General features: G+C 62.4%; 25 protein-coding genes. 11 read left to right on the plus strand and 14 right to left on the minus strand.

The window, feature by feature from the left end; translation table 11 throughout:
• Nucleotides 1–6 precede the first annotated feature (6 nt).
• Together grxC and AC0L2P_RS26585 are read right to left on the minus strand one after the other, a co-directional pair.
• On the minus strand, nucleotides 7–276 hold the full coding sequence (gene grxC, locus AC0L2P_RS26580; protein WP_473505494.1) for a glutaredoxin 3: 270 nt from the start codon (nucleotides 274–276) through the stop codon (nucleotides 7–9).
• 37 nt (nucleotides 277–313) lie between these two features.
• Nucleotides 314–1,114, minus strand: a complete 801-nt coding sequence (locus tag AC0L2P_RS26585) for a ComF family protein (protein ID WP_473505496.1) — start codon at nucleotides 1,112–1,114, stop codon at nucleotides 314–316.
• Nucleotides 1,115–1,346: 232 nt separating this feature from the next.
• Here AC0L2P_RS26585 and AC0L2P_RS26590 point away from each other — a divergent pair, with 232 nt between their 5' ends.
• Entirely contained in the window at nucleotides 1,347–2,576 is a 1,230-nt protein-coding gene (locus AC0L2P_RS26590; protein ID WP_473505498.1) for a tyrosine-type recombinase/integrase, read from the plus strand.
• A 390-nt stretch (nucleotides 2,577–2,966) separates the two neighbouring features.
• Here AC0L2P_RS26590 and AC0L2P_RS26595 read toward each other — a convergent pair whose 3' ends face one another.
• Nucleotides 2,967–3,191: a hypothetical protein gene (locus AC0L2P_RS26595; RefSeq protein WP_473505500.1), complete on the minus strand. Its 225-nt coding sequence runs from the start codon at nucleotides 3,189–3,191 to the stop codon at nucleotides 2,967–2,969.
• Nucleotides 3,192–3,567: 376 nt separating this feature from the next.
• Between AC0L2P_RS26595 and AC0L2P_RS26600 the strand changes: the two genes are divergently transcribed.
• The 4 genes from AC0L2P_RS26600 (at nucleotide 3,568) to AC0L2P_RS26615 (ending at nucleotide 5,266) form a co-directional block, all read left to right on the plus strand.
• Nucleotides 3,568–3,849 carry a hypothetical protein gene (locus AC0L2P_RS26600; RefSeq protein ID WP_473505502.1) on the plus strand — a complete coding sequence of 94 codons (282 nt, stop codon included), beginning with the start codon at nucleotides 3,568–3,570 and terminating at the stop codon, nucleotides 3,847–3,849.
• On the plus strand, nucleotides 3,846–4,052 hold the full coding sequence (locus tag AC0L2P_RS26605) for a hypothetical protein (RefSeq protein WP_473505504.1): 207 nt from the start codon (nucleotides 3,846–3,848) through the stop codon (nucleotides 4,050–4,052). Before AC0L2P_RS26600 ends, AC0L2P_RS26605 begins: the two co-directional genes overlap by 4 nt.
• Nucleotides 4,049–4,630: a hypothetical protein gene (locus AC0L2P_RS26610; protein WP_473505506.1), complete on the plus strand. Its 582-nt coding sequence runs from the start codon at nucleotides 4,049–4,051 to the stop codon at nucleotides 4,628–4,630. The genes AC0L2P_RS26605 and AC0L2P_RS26610 overlap by 4 nt, the downstream gene beginning before the upstream one ends.
• A 273-nt stretch (nucleotides 4,631–4,903) precedes the next feature.
• Complete coding sequence (locus AC0L2P_RS26615) at nucleotides 4,904–5,266, plus strand: hypothetical protein (RefSeq protein ID WP_473505508.1); 363 nt, start codon at nucleotides 4,904–4,906, stop codon at nucleotides 5,264–5,266.
• An 819-nt stretch (nucleotides 5,267–6,085) separates the two neighbouring features.
• Here AC0L2P_RS26615 and AC0L2P_RS26620 read toward each other — a convergent pair.
• Complete coding sequence (locus tag AC0L2P_RS26620; RefSeq protein ID WP_473505510.1) at nucleotides 6,086–6,487, minus strand: hypothetical protein; 402 nt, start codon at nucleotides 6,485–6,487, stop codon at nucleotides 6,086–6,088.
• 371 nt (nucleotides 6,488–6,858) lie between these two features.
• Between AC0L2P_RS26620 and AC0L2P_RS26625 the strand changes: the two genes are divergently transcribed.
• The 3 genes from AC0L2P_RS26625 (at nucleotide 6,859) to AC0L2P_RS26635 (ending at nucleotide 8,198) form a co-directional block, all read left to right on the plus strand.
• Complete coding sequence (locus tag AC0L2P_RS26625) at nucleotides 6,859–7,227, plus strand: hypothetical protein (protein WP_473505512.1); 369 nt, start codon at nucleotides 6,859–6,861, stop codon at nucleotides 7,225–7,227.
• Between the two features lie 161 nt (nucleotides 7,228–7,388).
• Nucleotides 7,389–8,006, plus strand: a complete 618-nt coding sequence (locus AC0L2P_RS26630; RefSeq protein WP_473505514.1) for a hypothetical protein — start codon at nucleotides 7,389–7,391, stop codon at nucleotides 8,004–8,006.
• 18 nt (nucleotides 8,007–8,024) lie between these two features.
• Nucleotides 8,025–8,198, plus strand: a complete 174-nt coding sequence (locus tag AC0L2P_RS26635; protein ID WP_473505515.1) for a hypothetical protein — start codon at nucleotides 8,025–8,027, stop codon at nucleotides 8,196–8,198.
• A gap of 317 nt (nucleotides 8,199–8,515) precedes the next feature.
• Here the strand turns inward: AC0L2P_RS26635 and AC0L2P_RS26640 are convergent, their stop codons facing one another.
• Nucleotides 8,516–9,307 (minus strand): hypothetical protein, encoded by a 792-nt coding sequence (locus tag AC0L2P_RS26640; RefSeq protein WP_473505517.1) that lies wholly within the window; start codon nucleotides 9,305–9,307, stop codon nucleotides 8,516–8,518.
• 124 nt (nucleotides 9,308–9,431) lie between these two features.
• Nucleotides 9,432–10,391 (minus strand): DUF2971 domain-containing protein, encoded by a 960-nt coding sequence (locus AC0L2P_RS26645; protein ID WP_473505519.1) that lies wholly within the window; start codon nucleotides 10,389–10,391, stop codon nucleotides 9,432–9,434.
• A gap of 250 nt (nucleotides 10,392–10,641) precedes the next feature.
• Between AC0L2P_RS26645 and AC0L2P_RS26650 the strand changes: the two genes are divergently transcribed.
• On the plus strand, nucleotides 10,642–11,514 hold the full coding sequence (locus tag AC0L2P_RS26650; RefSeq protein ID WP_473505521.1) for a methyltransferase domain-containing protein: 873 nt from the start codon (nucleotides 10,642–10,644) through the stop codon (nucleotides 11,512–11,514).
• Nucleotides 11,515–11,564: 50 nt separating this feature from the next.
• Here AC0L2P_RS26650 and AC0L2P_RS26655 read toward each other — a convergent pair whose 3' ends face one another.
• The 6 genes from AC0L2P_RS26655 to AC0L2P_RS26680 all read right to left on the minus strand — a co-directional run bounded on the left by AC0L2P_RS26655 (nucleotide 11,565) and on the right by AC0L2P_RS26680 (nucleotide 15,159).
• Complete coding sequence (locus AC0L2P_RS26655; RefSeq protein ID WP_473505523.1) at nucleotides 11,565–11,744, minus strand: Flp family type IVb pilin; 180 nt, start codon at nucleotides 11,742–11,744, stop codon at nucleotides 11,565–11,567.
• Between the two features lie 127 nt (nucleotides 11,745–11,871).
• Nucleotides 11,872–12,177 carry a hypothetical protein gene (locus AC0L2P_RS26660; protein WP_473505525.1) on the minus strand — a complete coding sequence of 102 codons (306 nt, stop codon included), beginning with the start codon at nucleotides 12,175–12,177 and terminating at the stop codon, nucleotides 11,872–11,874.
• A gap of 126 nt (nucleotides 12,178–12,303) precedes the next feature.
• Nucleotides 12,304–12,726 carry a (deoxy)nucleoside triphosphate pyrophosphohydrolase gene (locus tag AC0L2P_RS26665; protein ID WP_473505527.1) on the minus strand — a complete coding sequence of 141 codons (423 nt, stop codon included), beginning with the start codon at nucleotides 12,724–12,726 and terminating at the stop codon, nucleotides 12,304–12,306.
• Complete coding sequence (locus AC0L2P_RS26670) at nucleotides 12,723–13,496, minus strand: GNAT family N-acetyltransferase (protein WP_473505529.1); 774 nt, start codon at nucleotides 13,494–13,496, stop codon at nucleotides 12,723–12,725. Before AC0L2P_RS26670 ends, AC0L2P_RS26665 begins: the two co-directional genes overlap by 4 nt.
• Nucleotides 13,497–13,501: 5 nt before the next feature.
• On the minus strand, nucleotides 13,502–14,743 hold the full coding sequence (gene argJ / locus AC0L2P_RS26675; RefSeq protein ID WP_473505531.1) for a bifunctional glutamate N-acetyltransferase/amino-acid acetyltransferase ArgJ: 1,242 nt from the start codon (nucleotides 14,741–14,743) through the stop codon (nucleotides 13,502–13,504).
• Nucleotides 14,744–15,030: 287 nt separating this feature from the next.
• On the minus strand, nucleotides 15,031–15,159 hold the full coding sequence (locus AC0L2P_RS26680; protein ID WP_473505533.1) for a hypothetical protein: 129 nt from the start codon (nucleotides 15,157–15,159) through the stop codon (nucleotides 15,031–15,033).
• A gap of 160 nt (nucleotides 15,160–15,319) precedes the next feature.
• Here AC0L2P_RS26680 and AC0L2P_RS26685 point away from each other — a divergent pair, with 160 nt between their 5' ends.
• On the plus strand, nucleotides 15,320–15,976 hold the full coding sequence (locus AC0L2P_RS26685) for a TetR/AcrR family transcriptional regulator (RefSeq protein ID WP_473505535.1): 657 nt from the start codon (nucleotides 15,320–15,322) through the stop codon (nucleotides 15,974–15,976).
• A 43-nt stretch (nucleotides 15,977–16,019) separates the two neighbouring features.
• On the opposite strand, the gene AC0L2P_RS26690 is transcribed toward AC0L2P_RS26685, so the two are convergent.
• Nucleotides 16,020–16,937 carry a peptidylprolyl isomerase gene (locus AC0L2P_RS26690; RefSeq protein ID WP_473505537.1) on the minus strand — a complete coding sequence of 306 codons (918 nt, stop codon included), beginning with the start codon at nucleotides 16,935–16,937 and terminating at the stop codon, nucleotides 16,020–16,022.
• Between the two features lie 250 nt (nucleotides 16,938–17,187).
• Between AC0L2P_RS26690 and secA the strand changes: the two genes are divergently transcribed.
• Nucleotides 17,188–19,920, plus strand: a complete 2,733-nt coding sequence (gene secA, locus AC0L2P_RS26695) for a preprotein translocase subunit SecA (RefSeq protein WP_473505539.1) — start codon at nucleotides 17,188–17,190, stop codon at nucleotides 19,918–19,920.
• A gap of 155 nt (nucleotides 19,921–20,075) precedes the next feature.
• Here the strand turns inward: secA and AC0L2P_RS26700 are convergent, their stop codons facing one another.
• Nucleotides 20,076–22,670, minus strand: coding sequence for a helix-turn-helix transcriptional regulator (locus AC0L2P_RS26700; RefSeq protein ID WP_473505541.1), 2,595 nt, complete (start codon nucleotides 22,668–22,670; stop codon nucleotides 20,076–20,078).
• Between the last annotated feature and the right edge of the window lie 32 nt (nucleotides 22,671–22,702).

Raw genomic sequence — 22,702 nt, forward strand, 5'->3', positions numbered from 1 at the left:
ATGTCCTTATCTGGTCGAGCCGTTGGCGAGCAATCTGTCCAGCCGTCCTTCCGCCTCCAATTCGTGGAGATCGTCGGAGCCGCCGACATGCGTGTCGCCGACGAATATCTGCGGAAAGGTGGAACGGCCGTGGGCCCGGGCGATCATTTCCTGGCGCAGTTCCGGCGAGAAGGAGGCGTCGTGCTCGGTATAGGCCACACCCTTCCGGTCGAGCAGCCGCTTGGCCGCGGTGCAATAGCCGCACATCATCCGCGTGTAGATCGTCACATCGACCATCGGTCAGCAACCCTGCCTCGTTCCGCTGTCATGTAGGCTATATAGGCGCCGATTCGTCTGCCCGAAAGTCCCCCGGCAGCACGCGCGCGAAGGTCAGTACGTCGACCGCGCCGGCACCGCCTTTCTTCAATGCCCTGGCGACCGCGCGGACGGTCGCGCCGGTGGTGTAGACATCGTCGATCAACAGCACCCGGCGGCCGGCGATTTCGATCTCCGCCTCATCAGGCACTTTGAATGCGGCGCGAACATTTTCCTCGCGCTCCCGCCGCTCCAGCCCGACCTGCTGGCGCGTGAGTTTGACGCGCTTGATGGCTGATGGCGCGAAAGGCCGCTCCCCGAGCTGCGCCACCGCCCGCGCCAGTTCCGCCGACTGGTTGAACTGCCGCCTGAAGAAACGCCGCCAGTGCAGCGGCACCGGCACGACCACGTCGGCCTCGGCGATGAGTTCGGCACCGGCGCGAAGCATCCAGCGCGCCATCCACGGCGCCAGATCGGTGCGGTCCTGGTATTTCAGCCCTTGCACCATCTGGCGGGCAACGCCGGAATAGGCGACCGCCGCCCGCGCGCGCTCGAACGGCGGCGGGTCGGCTATCGCCTCCGCCGATAGGAAACCCTCACCCATATTGTGGGTGAACGGCGTGCCCATCACCGGGCACCATGGCCGTTCCAGCAGCCTGAGTTTCGGCCAGCAGGCGCCACACAACACGCCGGGCTGCGAGACTTGGCGGCGGCAGCCGGCGCAGACCGGCGGGAACAACAGCCGCGCCGGCCAGGCCAATGCCTTGCGGGCAATGCTCTTGATCGCAATACGCTTGATCTCTGGCATGGGATCGGCCACGTGGTTGGTCCTCCGCATCACTATATCAGAGAGTTTTAGACGCTATTTTGAGTACAGAAATAGTAGCGCAATTAGTTGTCATAGAATGTTCGAAGTGGTTGCAATGGTTGCAGTTCCTGAATTATTGCCGCTAAATAGCTAGGAGCAATAGTTAGCTCAGGACTTGGCAGAGATAGCGACGCGTTTTCTCTCCCCAACGCCTTCCCGAAAACAAAACCACTGGAGAACCATTATGCCTATCATGAAGCTCACAGACTCCGTCGCCCTTTCTTACAAGCCCACCACCGATGATGTGTGGTTGTGGGACACCGTGCAAAGCGGTTTCGCCGCCCGCCTCCGTGGAGGTGTGAAGGGCGATATCAAGCGGACTTGGATGATCGCTTGGGAATTCGCCGGCCGGTCCCAGAAGATGAAGATCGGCACGGTCGGTGGCATGTCCTGCAAGGATGCTCGCGAGGAGGCTGGCCGCCACCTGAGCCGCGCCCGGCTGGGCGATAACCCGCTGACCGCGAAGCGGGCGGAGGCCGAGCGTATCAAGGCACAGGTCAGGTTCGGTGAGGTCATCGACAGGTTCCTGCGCTATCAGGAACACGATAAGGGCAACCGTCCACGCTCACTGCAAAATCAGACCCGCCACCTCCGCGTCTATTGTCAGGAGTGGCACCACACACCGCTGGATGAGATCGACAGCGCGAAGGTCAAGGCGCTGTTGGACCGCGTCAAAGATGAGGTCAGCGTGCATACCGCGATCGTCCTCAGTTCAAGCATCTCCGCGATATTTGTGTGGTGTATGGAGGAAGGCTTGGCCAAGCAGAATCCTGTGATCGGCATCCGCAAGATGCCGCTGCCGCCGTCCCGTGACCGGGTGTTAGACGCGGCGGAAATCGCGGAGGTGTGGGACGCCGCATCGGTAGGCGACACGGTGGGCAATAACGTCATCAAGTTGTTGATCCTGACCGGCTTGAGGCGGTCTGAGGTCGCAAACGCCGACTGGTCGGAATTCGATCTGGACAAGGGGCTGTGGACCATTCCGGCGTCGAGGATGAAGAACCATGACAAGCACAGCGTGCCGCTCAGCGATCAGGCGTTGAGGTTGTTACCGGAGCGACCCGCGAAAGGCGGGCCGGTGTTCGGCCTGTTCAGCAGTTTTTCGATAACTAAGGCGGAGCTGGACAAGCAGATCGCCAAGGCGCGTAAGGCGGCCGGCGTCGAGGCGACCATGCCGGGCTGGCGGATTCACGATCTGCGCCGGTCGATGGCGACCCATATGGCGGAACATCTGGATATCCTGCCTCACGTCGTCGAGGAGTGCCTGTCGCACCGCAGCTACCGGGCGGGCGTCGCATCGGTTTATAACAGGTCAACCTATGAGCCTCAGAAGCGCGAGGCGCTAGCCAAGTGGGCCGACTATGTCGAGGCGCTGGCGGACGGCACCGTCATCGAGATGAAGCGCGTTGGATAGCGTCTATACTGAGCGCACCAAGGCCCGTCGAGCGCTCCTGCCCGGCGGGCCGCCGCGTCCTACCGGACGGTCAGGACGCGCGCCTGTGAACCTCTCCCTTGCGGAGAAGGAACAGCACAAGCGATCCCAGCAACCAGAAGACGGGAACGGGTCCCAAACTGACCAATACGACCGGATACGAATTAGAGGGGATTGCTGCGAAATCTCGGCGCGCGCTGTCGGTGAGTTCTCCGCAGAACGCAATCTCTCTATAGGCCAAGCAGGCCGACATTAGGTCATCGAAATAAGACTGGTTGCTCTGATATTGGAGCCATCCAACCACAATCGCTGAGCAGACCATCCATAGGATCGTGACGGCTAGTCCAAGCCGGACCCAGCCGGTTGGCATCATCATCGCTTCTTGATTGTGTGGGTGCGTCCGGAGCCCTCAACGATAACGCCGTAGCCCGGAGCGTAAGTTTGATCTTGGTCGCAGGTGGCAAAGGCCGCATTGGTCGCGTTACCCATCTGCGGCACGTTGAGCGATACCAATCGCCTCGCCTCTTCAGGGCTCTCCGCCTGAAGCCAGAAGCCCATATCAGCCTGTCGGTTTATCGGGGTAACTACAAAATGCACTCTGGCCTCCCACGCTTTCCGCCAAGCATACAGTGGTCCGGGGCCGGATGCGACAATCCAAATTTCAAACTGAGATGCTCCCCCTTTGCCCGCGCACCTCCGTCCAACCCGACGCCCGCCCCAGAGCGCAGGGCCGCATGGTCCGACCTCCCGCCAGCCCGCATCTTTCCGGCGTCTTCCTAGCGCTAGGAAGACGGCCAGCCGGAGTTGTGAGTATAGCGGATTGTCGTTTCAGCACCTGATCTTAGAGGCCAGCTTATACCGCTATGGTTACGCTAAGTGCTTGTTACTGCTGCATTTTAGTACCTCGGTATTATTGCAGTTTGTTGCCAATAGGTAATAGCTTCTCCCGGCATCAGCAATTCCGGAGGCTGCAATGTCCGACACCATCGAATCCCCTTTCCGCGTCCGCTCGGTGCGCGAGCGGTGGGAGGCCGATCTCAAGGGCCGCATCAGTTGGTCCATGTTCAAGGATTTCCTGAACGCCGCTGACGGCCCGATCTTGACCCGGCTGAGTGAACGCAAGGTGGGCATCCGGACTGATCACTGGAAAACGTGGCTCGACTCCCGTGATGAGAAGCCGCGCGGGAAGCGCAAGCGAGCGCCGAATCGCGTCCGGCTGATCAAGCAGAAACACAAGCAGGAGGAACACGCATGAGACCCACCGTCTATCGCGTAGCAATCTCATGGCGTGGCCCTGCTCGTGAACCGCATGGAACAGATGTGCGCAAGGAAACCGAGACCACCGTTGATGACCCGGCGAAGATCGGCGAACTGCTCGCCAAGCGTGCGCCGGACGGCTGGAACGTCGCCTACGTCACGATCACCGAAGCGCTGGAGCGGCAGGAGGCGCGACCATGACAGAAGATGATCCGGACACCGGCATCGCCAATGATCCGCAGCACATCGCCATTCATGAAGCCGGGCATGTCGTGATGGCCCATGTGCTCGGTCTGCCTTACAGCGAAGTCACGGTCGTGGCGGATGACGATAGTGCAGGCCACATAATTCTCGCTGAGCTATGGGGAATTGTGGGTGCGTGGTGGGAGCAGGAAAAGTGGCATCGTAATGATGAAACCGCGACTAGGGCGCGCATCATCTGCGTGATGGCTGGACGGCAGGCTGAGGAAGAATGTCTCGGTCATTGTCAGGACGCTGACGGTGACGACCAGTACTGGATTGTAATGATGCTCGACAGTCTGGCAATCCCGACCGATCGGCTGGCAAGCTGGGAAGCCCGGCTGCGTCGTCACGCGCGCGGTCTTGTGCGTCGCCACCGCTCGGCAATCGAGCATATCGCTCGTGAGCTGATGGCCAAGCAGCGCTTGTCCTCCGCAGCGGTAATGAACTTGCTCAAAATGGCCGAAGGGAATACGCCAGCCACTAAGACCAACAAAGCGGATGAGAATAGAGAAAGTTTAACCGCAACGGTTACTTAGGTGACGCCGTATGGACAGCACGAATGACTTGGGGGATACTTGGTATTGAAAAGCGAAGGCCGGCTCTGAAGGCGCTACCACCAGAAGCCGGCCAAAGAAAACGATCAGGGCAGATCGATGAGTCAGCATAGCGCAACAAATTCACCTTCACAACTCTCAAAGGGAAGCCCCGTCTGGCGCCTGCCGGACGGCACATGGTGCGCGCTCACCGGACCCAACGACAGTGATCACATCGCCGGTCCCTTCGCCACTAGAGCGGAGGCGTGGAATGCATTGGATCAGGCGCGCCGCCTCAAGAAGGGAAGAATCTGGAATGACAACGGGCTCATCCCGTCGTCCCCACCTGCCAGCGCGGCCGACCCCAAGTATTTCGACGCCGCTGCCGGCCGCTGGGTAACCGTCTGCTCACCGGGCAAGGCGCTCGGGACGGACGACATCAAGCGCTGGGCGAGCCGCCGTCGTGCGGGCCTGTCCGGCTCCGATGGCAGAAAGGAACGGCAGAAGGCCGAGGCGTGGATGAATTATCCGAATCCGCGGCCAAACAAAGCATCGGATGCCGGCAGGAAAAAGCCGCAGCGTCCGGGCAAGAAGACACGTCGCCGCATGAGGAAGAAGCTCAAGATGGCGACCATATAGCCGAGCCCGTCTATCGGGAACCCGACCTGCTCGTCAGATTGTCGTTCGGTGGCAAATCAAAGACCTCTGGACCCTCGCGAGTCCAGAGGCCGGAGCAGGCTCTCCGTTGCCGGAACCTGCGGGACCGCATTTGCCGCTGGACCAGCAAATGCAAAATGGTCCCCCGCCTATGAAGCGGACGTAAGAGTCGAACGATGTCCCCGGCTCATCCTCTCTCTGTTACCACAACCGAGAACAGGCTGTCTCGGTCCAGCTAATGTGTACTGCCTCATCCCGGCTCCATACGGTGCACGTAGTTTCCCCCGGAAGGGGGAAGCTATGCGCCAACCTAAGCCCCCACCACCAGTGCAGGAGGAGAAGAGAGCAGACGGAGACGTTGAAGATGGCCGCCCGCCACCCCTTGGGCGAGTTTGGCCGCACGAGCGCAAAAAAAAGGCGTCCGTTTCTTACGTTCTGGCCGTTCGCGCGCCTGCGCGAGGCCAGACGCCTCTTAGCCCAGTTTGAAATTTGACGCCGCGCTTGTCGCGATAAGGGCCGAACTCCTCTATGCTTCGCGGAAAGCAAGGGAAGGCAAGCATGCGAATCTCGGACGATGACTATTACACATTGGACCATTTCATCTCCGCAGTCCTAATACGGGTGCGAGACGGCCACTGTTCTGCCGGCGAAGGTCGCTCTGCAATTATGCACACGTTGACAGCGTGGGATCGCGAGAACTGGCAAGAATTCGGGCCGTGGATGACGATGAAGATGGAACAATGGAGCTCGGATGATGCCCACCGGACCTAAAGGCTGACGTGATCGGCAATGCCGTCCACGTCAGTGCCTTTTGTCGTCCGCCTTCACTCCAGCCCGTTCGAACCTGCTGGCGATCTTGTTCAGTCGTTCTTTAAGCACGGCGCGTGGGTCTTCGATCTCGATCTGTAACGGCGTGTCGTCTTTGCCGGTGAGTTCCGCCTTCCAGCCATAACCCCTGTGTCGGGCGCGGCGATCAAGGAAATACATCGTCGCTCGCAAGTCGCCTTCGCGGATCGCGCGGTACAAGGTGTTTTCCGCCAGATCGCAGAGCGCTTCGTTGATCTCGGCGCGCAGCGCGTGCAGTTGCGGGTGCTCGTTCATGAACTTGTGCACGGTCGAGGGCGAGACGTTAAGCCGCTTGGCGGCTGCCGTCACTAAGCCGCCACTCCAGCGCAACGCGGCCTCGACGCGCTTCGTGCTCAACTTTCGAAATCCGGTGCTTGGCATTTCAGGATCATATCGCGATCTCGTCGCAACTCCAAACGCTCGGCCGCTACTCTCCGGAAAGCGGCAGCGATGCTGACCTTTCATCTAAGTGCTTGTAACCGCTAAGGTTATTTCGCTGGCATATCTTCAAAATTGAGGTCGGGCGCGGTATGGTGCTGAACGATGAGGCCGTTCACATCCATTCCGGCGTTTATCCTTCCGCCGTCGTCAAACCGACGCACGGTCGGCCTCAGGACGCGCTCACAGCGCGATCTGAGCATTTTCCGGTCTAGGATACCCGCCGACAGCATCGGCCGTCCTGAGCGCTCCCTTCCGTTCAGCATACACCGCCCTCGCGGAGCTGGCCCATGCTGAAGATCGGCAGCCTTGCCAGTGCTAACGGCGGCCGTCTCCGTGGCGTCATCACATCCGTCAAGGGCGGGCCGGGTGGCGACCCGAAATACTTCATTTCGAGCTTCGCGCTCCTGCCGCAAGGCGGCTGGTTCGGCAGTGACGAACTGACTGCTGACCCGGAACCGGAGCCGCTGCCGGTAGGCACCAAAGCAACTGTCTATGGCCAGCCGGGCGTGATCGACGGCTACGACGCCGCGAGCGACACCTACTCCTTTACCGCCCTGATCACGCTGAAGAGCGGCCTTATCAGGGCCGTCCATCACTATCCGAACATCGAGGCGTCCACCTTTTTGCGTTGGAACTTGCAAGCGAGGAAATCATGACGACACCAACCACCAACGGCAGCGGCGCAAGCAATGAAGCAGGCCGCCTCGGCGCGGTCATTTCCGGCCGGCTCGGCTTCACGCCGGGCAAGCTCGCTCCTCCGCCGAGCATCGACGGTCGGGCTGTCCTACATTTCGATGATCCTAAGGCCGCCGATGTCATGCTGGCCTTCATGGGGCGCGCGCTGGACGGTGCGAAGCAAGCTGCTGAGAAGGCGGTGACGATCCGCAACGCGCTGCTTTCCGATGTGACACTGACTGAGCCGGCGCGACATTGGCGGATCAAACAAGAAACCATCCGGACGTTTGAACCGGCGTTGCGGGAGATCGACAACAAGACCGACGCCGCCATGGCTGAGATCGACAAAATCCGCGACGCTATCGCCGCGCCCGCGCTATCGAACAAGGTATTTGATAACTTCGTCCAGCAGGCGATCCTTATCAGGCTCTCTGGGATGAACCCGGCCGAGAGGTCGCGGGTGCTCAGCGAGACGTTGGCGGCGAATGACGACCGGACACTGAGCGTCGTCCTGACCTCACCGCCCTGGCTCAGCGGCTTGAGCGCGAACGAACACGATCACTTGCGCTCCCGCTTCGGCCTGCAGCGCCATGCCGAGCAGACGAAGCGGATCGAACGGCTGACCAAGGCGGTTGAAGCCATGGGACGCGCTCGCAAGGCGGCCGAATCCTTTGCCGGCGGCTTGTTCAACAGGCAGATGGCCGACGAGGCGGAACGCGCAGCGCTGGCGACGCAAGCCGCACTGGCGGCCAAGGCGTAATACGCAGGAGGTATTACCGTGGCCAAGTTCATCGTCGTCAAGCGCTCTGGCGAGGCGGTCTTGGTCGAGGCCACATCCTACCACGAGGACGGGCGTGTGGTCCGCCTGTATGCCGACGCTGGCCGGGTGATCGCCGTCTTCCACCGCCCTCTGAGTTGCAAGGCCCTACCAGAGCCGGAGCCGGCGGAATGAATGTGAACTCGCGCCTGCTATCCCATGACATTGGCGCGAAAGGGGTCGCCCGGTTTCACTGCCGGGCCGGGGCGCTCACCAAGCTCGGGCAAGTTCGTGTCGTGCGCAGGCCGGCATTTGCCCGATGGCCGGCCCGTGTTTCGCGACGGTTTCCGGGCCGGCCAACTTTGCCAGCCGGAAAGGCGCGGATAGAAGCTAGCGGCGCCAAAAGGCCGGAAAAGTTTGCAAATTCTGCAAACTCTCTGATCCGGGAACGACACGGGTCTGAAGAAAGGAGCGCGCGATTGGGCGGTACTTTGCCGGCGGCGGGCTTACCATTAGCCAGCAGAGGTGCCGTCGCTGAGTCTTTCAAATACCCGGATTGGTGCAGTTGTGCGACTCATGCGAGTCCCCTCCAGATTGTCCTTCGTCTGCCGTCCCCTGCCTCTTCCCATGAAGCTGAATTCGCTTCTGAACCATTCGTTAAAAAAGGTCTGATACCGAATTTCGCCAGTCACTATCAGAAAGTCATCGCTACCCCGATCCACTACTTCTTTGATTGGAATCGTTGGCGTGGGCCGCACGACGCAACTGTAGACATCCTTTCCCGGAAGTCCGCTCCATCCGATCTCCTGTATCTCCGTAGGGAGATTCGCCACAGGATTTAGACCGGGCCTACTGATAGTCAGTACCGCCGTTATGTTGAACCTCTTGCAAGGAGTGTCGCCGCTGTTTTCTACAAGACATGTGCAAATGAACGTATCATCCGATTCAACCCATCGAATGCTCTTCATGTGGACGTAGGCTCGCGTTTGAGCCTCACCGATACGACGCGTGTCCTTGACAGCGTCCTCAGCCGCAGCAGTAGCCCTTCGGTTTTGCTCAAGAGTATCTCTGACCAGAATTACGGCAAAAAGACTTACGCCAGTAGAAACTATACCGAAGACAGCCATAAGCCACTGCGCAAGCGAGTCTTCGGCGGTGCTAATCCAGCTCTGAAATGGGCGGACCCAGTCCTTTTGCGGATCACTGAACCACGGGAAAGTCCAAACGAAGAAAAATAGGGCCAACGCGACGCCGGCAACCAACCCGACAGCAAATATCGCGCCACTGTCACGTTTAGCAGACATCGCCCCCCCCGGATTCCCCTAATGGCGTTTATCTCCCAGAATGGGATTAGGAGCAACAAACACCAGCGCCCGCTTCGGCCGCCCCTAAGCCCAAGTAAGACGGCAGCCGGAACCCGCCGGCCCGCTAGGCTCGCAGCGGAATGTCTGAGACCACCACCTTTAGGCCGGCTTCAGGAACGCCAGCGTCGCTTAGGAGCTTCACAAAAGTTTCGCGCATCGCCATGGGATACTGCGTTGGGCCGATAATCAGTCGGTTCATGAGACCGGGTAAGGATGCGCCGACCAGTCCTTCCTCAGGAACGTCTGCTAACGGGATTTTGTAGATCGGCTGCGGAACTCCGCGAATCGTCACATGATCCGGCACAAGGCGATCCGACTTTTCGAAAGTCGGCGAATAGATAATTCTCCACTCTCGTTCTTCGCGGAACCCCGGATGTTTGGTGCATAGAACTGCGAAACGGAGCATTGCGAAGACATTGGCGGTAACCGCCTCCTTCCCCAACGACCTGAGAAATTCCTGCGACCGCTCGATCTTTGCCGTGACCTGATCGAATTGCTCCTTGAACTGGGGAGGAGAGAGGTATGCGACGGGGCTGGTGTATGCCTTCAGCGCCTCGGATGGCGTGAGAAATACGTCTGGATTCAGGACCACCGCAACGCCAGTCCCGCTGGCGTAGGCGCGCCACATGGAAAGTCGCCCGAGCTCATCCTCATCATCATCGTGCTCAGAAATGCAGGTGAGATAGGTTTCCAAACGAAAATGGGGGGTCCAGCTGTTGAAAAGCTCCTCGATGCCTTCGGCGATAGCGGGGAACAGCCCGTTGAGCGCCTTACGGAAGCGCTCTCCGTTGTCCCTGTTGTAGGCGTAGTAGAGACATTCCAGCCCATGTTCGATTTCCCTGAAATCGTTCATGACAGAGGACTTGCGCATCCACACGGCGGCATTTCGGATCATTCCGACTGCCGCCTCGGCGCTCGTATAGTGCACAAAGCGCTTGCCGGTTGATCGCATTACCATCTGCCGGCTCATGACGTAGGGATAGAAGATTTCCAGCGTTTGAAGCTGTTCGGCTGTGAAAGACATGAGTGACTTCCTGTCGATTCCCACTTCGCGCTATCTGGGTCATTTGGCGACCTGTCTGAGTCGCTGAAGCTATGATGGAGGAAATCGATAGTTTTCCCCAGCTAATTTCCGGGGCTTTCCCCTAGCCGTTCCCAAGCCTAAAAACTTGGGGAGGCGAAGACACCTAAAGCCTTACTGCAAATGGCGTTTTAGCGTTCACTTACCTTCCCCCCCGTTCTATATCAGACAGCGAAGCACAAGGACCTGCCCATTGCAGCCGGTAATCGACACCTCGCTCTGGCTGGCGCGCAAGCGCCGCGCACTGGCCCATCCCATCGCTGGCGCGGATTTCCTCATGCGGCGGGCGGCCGAGGATCTGGCCGATCGGCTCGGCGCCGTCGAACGCAGGTTCGGCAAGGCGGCCTCATTTTTTTGCCAGACGCCGGCAGCAGCAGAAGTGCTCGCTGAAAGCGGCAAGGTGACGGAAAACGTGCGCGTCGAGGCCGATGCCGCCTTCCTGGGCGGCCAGCCAGGACTGTTGGCGCCGTTGGAAACCGTGCCATTCGAACCGGAAAGCCTCGACCTAGCAGTCTCGCTGCTGTCGCTGCAGGCGATGAACGACATTCCCGGCATGCTGGTGCAGATCCGCCGGGCGCTGAAGCCGGACGGGCTTTTCCTCGGCGCCTTCGCCGGCACAGGCACGCTTTCCGAGCTGCGCGAAAGCCTGCTTGCCGCCGAGACCGAACTCTATGGCGGCGCCAGCCCGCGTGTGATCCCGTTCACCGACGTCCGCGACGCCGGCGCGCTGCTTCAGCGCGCCGGCCTGGCGCTGCCGGTTGCCGACGTCGAGACGATCACGGTGCGCTACGATTCGCTGTTTGGCCTAGTCGCCGATCTGCGCGCCATGGGCGAAACCAGTGCGCTCGTCGACCGAACCAGGCGGCCGGGCACGCGAGCGCTGTTCGCCCGCGCCGCCGAAATCTACGCCGAGCGGTTCTCGGACGCCGACGGTCGCGTCAGGGCGAGTTTCTCAATGGTCTGGATGTCAGGCTGGGCGCCCGATGCCTCTCAGCAAAAGCCACTGAAGCCAGGCTCCGCAAAAATATCGCTGAAGACGATCCTGGAAAATCCCGGCGGCCCCTGAGCGGATCCCTCCGCAGAAAGCTAAGCGTATCCCACGCAAAGCTAAGCGGGTCACTGCGCAAAAGCGTTGGCAAGCCTGCTGCTATTGTCGCTGAACAGCCATTGGATCGCACCCGCAGCCCGGCCGACGCCAGCGACAATGGCAAGCGACAGCACGGCAACGATCAAACCATATTCGATAGCCGTCGCGCCCCTCTCGTCTTCTAAAAATCGTTGCAGCAAGATTTTCATGGGCGCCCATCCCTCTTGCCCGAACCTAGCGCCGACCCGTTAAGAAAGGTTAACGCGACAGCCTTAACGGGCGGTGAACCAGCTGCATTTTGGAAACAGCTGCATCCTACAGAGATCTGTTGAGCAGTCAGCAGTCGCCGCTGCTTGTTCCATCGGCCCGTATGACACAGACGGAACTGGGCAGCGGCTGCAGCACGCTCTTGCGCAGCGTGTAGCTGTCGCGCTTGCCGATCGAGCCGGTGGTGATTGTGTCGAGGCCGTCGCGGGCAAACTGCGACCTCGTTCGGCTGTCGAGGTAGGGTGTCGCGATCAAGGCCAGAGCCACCGCGGCCGAGCCGAACAAAAGGGCGATGCGCAGTATTCCCATGCCGGCATTGGCGGCGCCAGGAACGCGGTCGTGCCAAGGCGACTCCCAGTCCTTGTCGAGGCTCATGCAAATCGCTCCCCAGCGGTGGAATCGGCGTAACCGCCTTGCGTCAATTTTTCACGGCCAGATAAATCTTTCATTAACGCTGCTGCCCAGCGTTGCGAAGCTACCCGGTTTACGGGAGGTCGGCCGTTACAGCAGATCGATGAGGAACTGGATCAGCGGGGCATCGGCCGGCGGCATTGGAAAATCGCGCATCTGGCGCGGCCGCACCCATTTCAGCGCCTGCGCTTCCTTCGGCTGCGCAATGCCGCGGAAGCGGCGGCAGACGAACAGCGGCATCAGCAGATGAAAATCATCATAGGAATGACTGGCGAAGGTGAGCGGCGCCAGGCAAGGGATGTCGGTCTCGATGCCGATCTCCTCGTACAGTTCGCGGATCAGGCATTGTTCCGGCGTTTCGCCGGGCTCGACTTTGCCGCCTGGAAACTCCCACAGGCCGGCGAGTTGCTTGCCTTCGGGCCGCTGCGCCAAAAGCACACGCCCGTCGGCATCGACCAGCGCGCAGGCCGCGACCAGGAGCAGGCGCTTGCCGACCTTATCCAAGTCGCTCATGCGCTTTGTGGCCGGCGATAGTGATAGCGATAGACCTCATCGAATCCGAGCGAACGGTAAAGCGCCAGCGCCGGCGCGTTGTCCGCCTCGACCTGCAGCCAGGCTTCCCGTGCCCCGCGCAGCCGCGCCCATTTCAGCGCCGACCGGATGAGATGGCGGCCATGGCCCTGGTTGCGCACCGATCTGTCGGTGGCGATCTCGAACAGGCCGGCAAGGTCGCCGTCATGCACGCAGATCAAAGTTGCCAGCGGTTCGCTGCCGGCCTCCAGCGCAAACAGCCCGGCCTCCGGCTGGATGGCGCCGATGATCTCCGACAGGCCCGGTCGCAGCGACACATCCGAACCGCTCACCTTGAGCGCCGCGCCGATGAAACGGCTGATGTCCTTCAATGGAATCTGGTCCATGGCATCTTCGAGCGCGGCGTCCGCCAAAGGCAGCCGCATGACCAGCGATTCAGCGAATGTGCTCCAGCCCTCGCTGTCGAGGTACTTTGACAGATCCGGCCCCGACAGCGGCGAGATGCGAAAGGTCAGCGGCCTGCCATAGGCGTCGAAGCGGCGGCTGGCGCGGCCGATGCGCTCGGCAATGTGCTGGATGTCGCCTGGATCGAGCGGATTGACCGAATTCAGCCGCTTGGCCGGGTGGCCGGCCGTCAGCCGCACCACCCAGGTCCCGTCATAATGGACGGCGGCCGCCGGCCAGGCGCGGAAGCCGGCCGCCTCGTAGCGGCGCACGATCGCCAACACGCTTGCCGGATGTCTGGAAGCCACCGCCGTCAGCTCCGATAATCGCCGTTGATGGCGACATATTCCTTGGTGAGATCGCAGGTCCACACCGTCGCCTTGCCGCGGCCGATGCCGATATCGGCGCGGATACGGATCTCGTCGCGCTTCATATACGCCGAAGTCGCCGCTTCGGAATAGGCGGCGTCGCGCTCGCCCTGATGCGCCAGGCGGTTGTCGCCGAACCAGATCGACAGAAGGTCGCGGTCGGCCGGTTCGCCGGCCTTGCCGACGGCCATGACGACGCGACCCCAATTGGCGTCCTCGCCGGCGACTGCCGTCTTGACCAGCGGCGAATTGGCGATCGAGAGCGCGATGCGCTTGGCCGAGCGGGCGGATTTGGCCCCCGTGACGGTGACCTCGACCTGCTTGCGGGCGCCCTCGCCGTCGCGCACCACCTGCAGCGCAAGCGATTTCAGCACCTTGCCGAGGGCACGGCGGAAGGCGCCGAGCCGCTCATCCTTGGGGTCGGAAATTGCCGGCGCGCCGCGCCTGGCGGCAGCACCTGTGGCGAACATCAGCAGCGTGTCGCTGGTCGAGGTGTCGCTGTCGACGGTAACCGCGTTGAAGGTCTTGGCCGTGCCGCGCGACAAGAGATCCTGCAGCACGGGTGCTGCGATCGGCGCGTCGGTGGCGATGAAGGAAAGCATCGTCGCCATGTCGGGCGCGATCATCCCGGCGCCCTTGGCGATACCGTTGATGGTGACGTCGGCATCGCCGAGCTTGACCGTCGCGGTCGCCAGTTTGGGATAGGTGTCGGTGGTCATGATCGCCTTGGCGGCTTCGGTCCACAACTCCGGCTTGCCGTCCTTGACCAGCCCGGCCAGCAGATGGCTGAACTTGCCAGTGTCGAGCGGTTCGCCGATCACGCCGGTCGAGGCCAGGAACACCTCGCCTGCTGTGCAGCCGGCCGCTTTCGCCGCCACCTCGCCCGTAAGTGCCGTCGAGGCGCGGCCCTTCTGGCCGGTAAAGGCATTGGCATTGCCGGAATTGACCACCAGAACGCGTGCCTTGCCGGCCACGAGGTTCTGCCGGCAGAAATCGACCGGCGCCGAAGGGCATTTCGACCTGGTGAACACGCCGGCGACGGTGGTGCCGGCGTCGAACACCATGGCCAGCAAATCGGTGCGGTTCTTGTATTTTATGCCGGCCTCGGCGGTGGCGATGCGCACGCCCTCGACCACCGGCATCTTGGGATATTTCTTCGGCGCGAGCGGCGAAATCGTGGCTGACATGGAAGACCTCGGGCGGGGAAAAACGCAAGGGAACGCCGGTTTGCCCGATAGCGGGTGACAGTGCAAGGCGTTTTCACAGCCCTTGCGGGTGCCGGAGGCCTGGCGCCACGCCAAGGCTGTTGCAAATTAATTGGCATCGCTACGCCGGTGGCGCTATGACTCTGCCACTTGGTACTGGCCGACGGCGAATGGCGCCTCGTTTGGAGGCATCGCAAGCGCCGAAATGAACATCACCGGACCGCTGGGTTGATGAACCCGCGAAACGCCCGCTGCACGCCCGGAATCAGTCACCAGATCATGATCGAGACCATCAGCGGCGCGATGACCAGCGTACGCTGCCAGATTTGCCATTCCTGCGTCAGCGGAAAAACTACGTACAGAATGGCAGTGATCAGCGGGTAGACGCCGAGCAGCACCAGCAGGGCGAAGCGCAGGCGCGAAACGGGTGGTTGCAGGCGAAGTCATCGGTGTTCTCCATGTCGTTACGGAACGTTCCGTTACATATAAAACGGACCGTTCCGTTTCGTCAAGTGGTCGTGTAGGATGGCTGCTGAAATCACGGGCAAGGAACAACAGATGGGCGAAACAACTGATCCCGGGCGCAAGTCAGCCGGCGCACGGCGCAGCCCCGAAAGCGCCGATGCCATTCTCGATGCCGCCGAGGCGGTACTGGTCGAAGCCGGCTATTCCGGCTTCTCCATCGAGGCGGTGGCGCGGCGGGCGCGCGCCGGAAAACCGACAATCTATCGTTGGTGGCCGAGCAAGGCCGCCCTGCTGCTCGACGTTTATCAACGGCAAAAGCGTGTCGACAATCCCGACACCGGGAAGCTGGAGGAGGATCTCGTCGGCTTCCTGAAGAGCTTGTTCGCGCACTGGCGCGACACATCGTCGGGCAGCGTGTTCAGGTCGCTGATTGCCGAGGCGCAGTCGGACGAAAAAGCGGCCGCCGCCCTTGCCGAATACGCGAGAGGACGTCGCATCCACACCGGCCAAATGGTCGAACGCGCCAAGGCAAGGGGCGAGGTGGCAGCCGATGTCGATGCCACTGTGGTCGCCGACCTGATCGCCTCGTTTGCCTGGACGCACCTTCTGACAGACCGCCTGGACGAGGACGAAGCGATCTTACGCAGGGCGGTCGGCTATATCTTGAAAGGCATTGTCGCTGGCGACGCCGGCGACGCCACGGCGGTCCGGCGCCGGCGTCGACGCATCATCGCTCGCCCCATCAAATAGAAGCGACAGGGCGGCAGCACGCCCTGTCGTAGCTCAATCTGGCCTATTTGGCGCTTTCCAGCGCGTCGACCGTCTTCTTCAGGTTCGCATCGGGGATGTCGACCTTGGCGTTGGCGCGCAGCGACTTGACCAGCGCGAAATACTTGTCGCGGATGACCGCCTGACGGGCCTGGTCCTTGACCTGGTCGAAGGCCGGCGGCTGCTTAGTGCGCTTGTCCTCGACCTTGATGACGTGCCAGCCGAACTGCGACTGCACCGGCTGCTCGGTGTATTTGCCGACCGCCAGCGCAAACACCGCCTTGTCGAACTCCGGTACCATCTGGCCAGGCCCAAACCAGCCGAGATCGCCGCCGCTGGTCTTGCCTGAGGGATCGCTGGTGTGCTCGTTGGCGAGCTTCTGGAAGTCGGCGCCGCCGTCGAGCTGCTTGACGATAGCGTCCGCCTCTTCCTTCGTCTTCACGAGGATGTGACGGGCATGCACCTCGTTGGTGGGCGGCGTGTTGGCGATTTCCTGGTCGTAGCGGGCGCGGACCTCGGCATCGGTAACCTTGTCGACGACGCCTTTCTCGACCATTTCGCCATGCAGCGCGCGCTGCTGCAGGAAGGCCATGCGGCGCTGGAAGTCGGGATCCTTGTCGAGGCCGGTGGTCACCGCCTGAGCCGCCATGACGCGGATTTCGATCGCCGCCGACAGTGCCGCGGCGCGGCGCTGCTCAGGCGGAAGCTGCGCGAACTGCTGCGACAGCTCGCCCTCGGCAAGCCCAAGGTCTGCCTCGGTCAGCGTCTGGCCGTTGATGGTGGCGACCACGGCGTTCGGATCGACCGGCTTGGCCGCCGGAGCGGGTGCTGGCGGCTGGGCAGGGGCGGCCTCCTGCGCCATTAGCGGCGACAGCGAGAGGGCCGACAGTCCGAAAGCCAGACCAAGGCTGGCGAGCGACGCACGGCGGGACAACAAGGACATTACGATTCTCCAAAGCGGGGTAGCTAGAGCGGAATGGCTTCCAGACCAGCAGGATTGTGGCGGAATTTGGCGCGGTCGACCGGGCGAGCGCGGCGTTGACATCGAATGAGCCCCCTCTTATCTGTCCAACGACTTTGCGTCCAGAACCGTTTTCCGGGCGCTTTTTGCGTTTGTCCGCGTTCACGTGGGGTTGATGGGGCCGGCCGGCGCCCGTCGCAATGACTTGGAATGCTATCGAAAGGGCCATTGGATGGTCAGTCTCGGCGGTCTCGCCCGTAAGGTTTTCGGCTCCTCCAACGATCGTCGGGTCAAATCGACCCGGCCGCGCGTCGAGGCGATCAATGCCATGGAAAACGAGATGCGGGCGCTTTCCGACGCCGAGCTTCAGGCCCGCACGGACAAATTCCGCCAGGACATCGCCAACGGCGCCAGCCTCGACGACCTCCTGGTGCCGGCCTTTGCCACCGTGCGTGAGGCCGCCCGCCGCGTGCTCGGCATGCGCCCGTTCGACGTGCAGCTGATCGGCGGCATGGTGCTGCACAATGGCGGCATTGCCGAGATGCGCACCGGCGAAGGCAAGACGCTGGTGGCGACGCTGCCGGTCTACCTCAACGCGCTCGCCGGCAATGGCGTCCATGTCGTCACCGTCAACGATTACCTGGCCACGCGCGACTCCGAATGGATGGGCCGCGTCTACAAATTCCTCGGCCTTAAGGTCGGCGTCATCGTCCATGGCCTGTCCGACGAGGAGCGCCGCGTCGCCTACGCCGCCGACGTCACCTACGCCACCAACAACGAGCTCGGCTTCGACTATCTGCGCGACAACATGAAATACGAGCGCGCCCAGATGGTGCAGCGCGGTCACAGCTACGCCATCGTCGACGAAGTCGATTCCATCCTGGTCGACGAAGCCCGCACGCCGCTGATCATTTCCGGTCCGCTCGAGGACCGTTCGGAAATGTACAACACCATCGATACCTTCATCATCCAGCTGCAGCCGCAGGACTACGAGATCGATGAGAAGCAGAAGACTTCGATCTTTACCGAGGAAGGCACCGAAAAGCTGGAGAATATGCTGCGCGATGCCGGCCTGCTCAAGGGCGAGTCGCTCTATGACGTCGAAAACGTCGCCATCGTCCACCACGTCAACAACGCGCTGAAGGCGCACCGGCTGTTCCAGCGGGACAAGGACTATATCGTGCGCAACGGCGAGATCGTCATCATCGACGAGTTCACCGGCCGCATGATGCCCGGCCGCCGCTATTCGGAAGGCCTGCACCAGGCGCTCGAAGCCAAGGAGCATGTGGCGATCCAGCCGGAGAACCAGACGCTCGCCTCGGTCACCTTCCAGAACTATTTCCGCCTCTACAAGAAGCTCGCCGGCATGACCGGCACGGCGCTGACCGAGGCCGAGGAATTCGCCAACATCTATAATCTCGACGTCACCGAGATCCCGACCAACCTGCCGGTGATCCGCATTGACGAGGATGACGAGGTCTACCGGACGGTCGAGGAGAAATACCGGGCGATCGTCAAGGAGATCAAGGAAGCCCGCGCCAAGGGCCAGCCGACGCTGGTCGGCACCACCTCGATCGAAAAATCCGAGCAACTGGCCGAGCGCCTGCGCAAGGAAGGTTTTAGGGACTTCGAGGTGCTGAACGCCCGCCATCACGAGCGCGAGGCGGCGATCGTCGCCCAGGCCGGCAAACCCGGCGCCATCACCATTGCCACCAACATGGCCGGCCGCGGCACCGACATCCAGCTCGGCGGCAATGCCGACATGCGCATCGCCGAGGAGCTTGGCGACATGCCGGCCGGCCCCGAGCGCGAGGCCAGGGAAAAGGAAATCCGCGATGACATCGCCCGGCTGAAGGAAAAGGCGCTCGCCGCCGGCGGCCTCTACGTGCTCGCCACCGAACGCCATGAATCGCGCCGCATCGACAATCAGTTGCGCGGCCGCTCCGGCCGCCAGGGCGATCCCGGCCGCTCGAAATTCTTCCTGTCGCTGCAGGACGACCTGATGCGCATCTTCGGTTCCGAGCGCATGGACGGCATGCTGCAAAAGCTCGGCCTCAAGGAAGACGAGGCGATCATCCATCCGTGGATCAACAAGGCGCTGGAAAAGGCGCAGAAGAAGGTCGAGGCGCGCAACTTCGACATCCGCAAGAACCTGTTGAAATATGACGATGTTTCGAACGACCAGCGCAAGGTGGTGTTCGAGCAGCGCCTCGAGCTGATGGACGGCGAAGGCCTGTCCGAGACCATCACCGAGATGCGCGAAGGCGTCATCGAGGAGATCGTCGCCAAGAACATTCCCGAAAACGCCTATGCCGAGCAGTGGAACGTCGCCGGCCTCAAGGCCGAGATCGCCGAATTCCTCAACCTCGATCTGCCGGTCGAGGACTGGGTCAAGGAAGAAGGTATCGCCGAGGACGACATCCGCGAGCGCATCAGCCAGGCCGCCGACGCCGCCGCCAGGGAGCGCGCCGAGCGTTTCGGCCCCGACGTGATGACCTATGTCGAGCGCTCCGTAGTGCTGCAGACGCTCGACCATCTGTGGCGCGAGCACATCGTCAATCTCGACCATCTGCGCTCGGTCGTCGGCTTCCGCGGCTATGCCCAGCGCGATCCGTTGCAGGAGTACAAGAGCGAGGCGTTCGAGCTATTCCAGGCGATGCTGGGCAATCTGCGCCAGGCCGTTACCGCGCAATTGATGCGCGTCGAGTTGGTCCGCCAGGCGGCGGAAGCGCCGCCGCCGGAAGCCCCCGACATGTTCGGCAGTCATCTCGACGGCAGCACCGGCGAAGACGATTTTGAAGGCGGCGAGACGGCCGTTCTGGTCCGCCAGGAAACCAACGCCGTCGTCGCCCCCGAAAACCGCGACCCGAAGAACCCGGCAACCTGGGGCAAGGTCGGCCGCAACGAAGCCTGCCCGTGCGGCTCGGGGAAAAAGTACAAGCATTGCCATGGGGCGTTTGCGTAAGGCACCTTTTTCCCTTCGCCCCGTTCACGGGGAGAAGGTGCTCGAAGGCGGGGCAGCACGGGCGTCTGTGGTTAGCCAATCTCCCCACCTGAGGGGGGAGATGGCCGGCAGGCCAGAGGGGGGCGCAAAGGATCGCCGGCTCTTGCTCGCTGATCTCAAACCAGCCCTGAATCGCGTGCCGCGGCCGTTGCCTCACCCCGCGAAACCGCGTCCAGTTTCCCCAGAACCGCCGAAACGTGGTGATCGACCGTCTTCGGCGAAATCGTCAGCTGCTCGGCAATCCGCTTGTTGGAGAAGCCGCGCTCGATCAGTTGCAGCACCTCCATCTGGCGCTGGGTCAGGCCGGCACGATTGGCACGCGTCGTTTGCCGGGGCCCCCTTGCAATGTTGCTGACGCCGTTGCGGCGCATAATGTCGCGCAGGTGGCCGGCGACGGGCCTGGCGCCGAGGCTCTCGAATATCTCCAACGCTAGGCGCTGCGCGGTTTCGTCGCCCTCTGCCAATGCCAGCCCGCGTTCGTAGGGCGCGTTCATCCCGGCCCATAGTCCTGCCGCCGCCCGCCAATCGCCAGCAAGCAGCAGCCGGTAGGGCGCGGCCATGCCGGCGGTATCGCCGGGATCGACGCCCGGCGCCAGCTTCTGCCGCCACATTGCCAGCTCGCCGAAGACCGCCCGCGTCGTCGACAGGCTCTCGGCCAGGGCGATCAGCCCCAGCGCCTCGTCCCGGTCGCCCTGGCCAAGCCATGCCCGCTCGGCCATCAATGCCGCATAGGGCGCCAGCCGCTGCAATTCCGATCCCTTTTCGAGGAACCGCGCCATTTCGGCAAACAGCGGCTCCGCGGAAGGATAGCCGCGCCGCATGCGCAGCTTTGCCAGCGCCACCACGGCGGGATGGCGGACCAGCATCGTCGCCTGCTCGTTGGCGATCACCTCGAGTGCCTCGGCTGCAGCCTCTTCCCATTGCCCCTGGCGCAGCAGCAGCTGCGCCAGCACGCCGCGCATATAATCGCGCCAGGTCACGAGGTCGTTTTCGACGCAATAGTTGATGCCGCGATCGAGGAACGAGCGCGCGTCAGCAAAACCGAGCTGGTTCATCTCGCTGCAGGCGCTGTTGGTGAAGGCGCGCGCCGCATGTTCCTGAAAATTCTGCTCCAGCGCGATCTCCAGGCTGCGGGCAAGGTGCAGCCGTCCGCTCGCCAGATCCAGCCATTGCTCGGCGCTGCCGACATTGTTGAGAGCGTGGCAGACGATGTCGGGCCGGTTCAGCTGTTCGGCGAGCGCAATCGCCTTGTTGCCGAGCCGCAGCGTGTCATCGAGTCTTTCGGCCAGCATCGCTAGTTGCGAGAGGTTGGAATAGGCCATGGCGAGTTCCGGCCCCGCCGGCGCGGTTTCCAGCAGTTGAACCGCCTGCTCGCCAAGGGCGTCAGCCGCCTTGCGGTCGCCAAGCAGGTAGGCGAAGCGCGACAGCCATCTCAGACAATCCCCTTCCTTCGCCGTATTCCCCTGGGCCTGACGCAGCCGCCGCGCCTGGTCCTGCGCGGCGACGGCCTGGTCGATCTTGCCGATCAAGTGGCACTCGAAGGCATATGTCTCATAAAGCGCCGTGCGCTCCTCCACCGGCAGGCTGTCGGCCTGCCGCAGCACGGCCTCGTAGAAGCCGGCCGCATCGCGATGGGCGCCAACGCGGGAGGCCTCGCGCGCCGCAACCGGCGCCAGTTCGCGCACCGCCTGCAGATTGTGTGCCTCGACCGCGTGATGCACGAGGCGGCTGGTAGAGACCTCGCCGTTCTCGAGCAAGGCGGTCAGGGCGCGCTGATTGAACTGCCGCCGGTGGCTCGTCGTCAGCATAGCCTCGATGGCGCGGCGGGCGATCTCGTGGCGGAACGCATAACCATCGCCCAAATCCTCCAGCAAGCCGTTGGCGACGCATTCGGCAAGCTGGCCGGCACTGGCGACGCCGCACAGGCCTTGCAACGCCCAGGCATCGGCCCGCCGTGGGAACACCGACACCGCGTCGAGCATCGAGCGGGCGCCGGCCGACAGGCGCTCGGCCCTCGCCAGCACAGCGTCACGCACGCTTGCCGGCAGCGCTGTTCTTTCCTCGCATCCGCTGCATAAAAGCTCGGTGACGAAAAAGGCGTTGCCCGCCGTCGCCCGGTAGATGGCATCGCCGTCGCGCCCCGCCGCGTCGGCGAGCGACAGCACCGCCGCCTCGCTGAGCAACGGCACGTCGATGCGCGCGACGCTGCCTGCCGGTATCTCGCCGAGCGCGCGACGCACCCGTATCTGGCTCTCGCTGCGGTCGGTGCGCGCCGTCAGCAGCAGCAGGATATGGGTGTTGGCGATTCGCCGACCGAGAAAGCGGACGAAATCGAGCGTCGCGTCGTCGGCCCAGTGCAGGTCCTCGATCACCAACAGGGTCGGCTGCGCCTTCGTCTCGAAGATTTGGAGTGCATCGGAAAACAGCGGCAGCCTTTGCCCTTGCCGATGATCGATCGCTTGCGGCAGCGCCCATTGCGCGTCCCGCGCCAGATCGTAAAGCGGCCCTAGCGGATCGGGTATCGACAGATCCTCGCAGGCGCTGCGCAAGATACGAGTGCCTTGCGCAGTCCGGCCGATAGAGGCCTCGACAAGCGCCGTCTTGCCGGCCCCCGCCTCGCCGGCAAGCACCGCAACGCAGCCACGGCCGCGCCCGGCCTCGGCCAGCAGCCCGTCGAGTCGCGCTAGCTGTATCTGCCGTTCCAGAAGCATCATTCGCTCACGGAGATCGAGTTAGCAGAAAA

The organism is Mesorhizobium sp. WSM4836 (genome assembly GCF_055811815.1).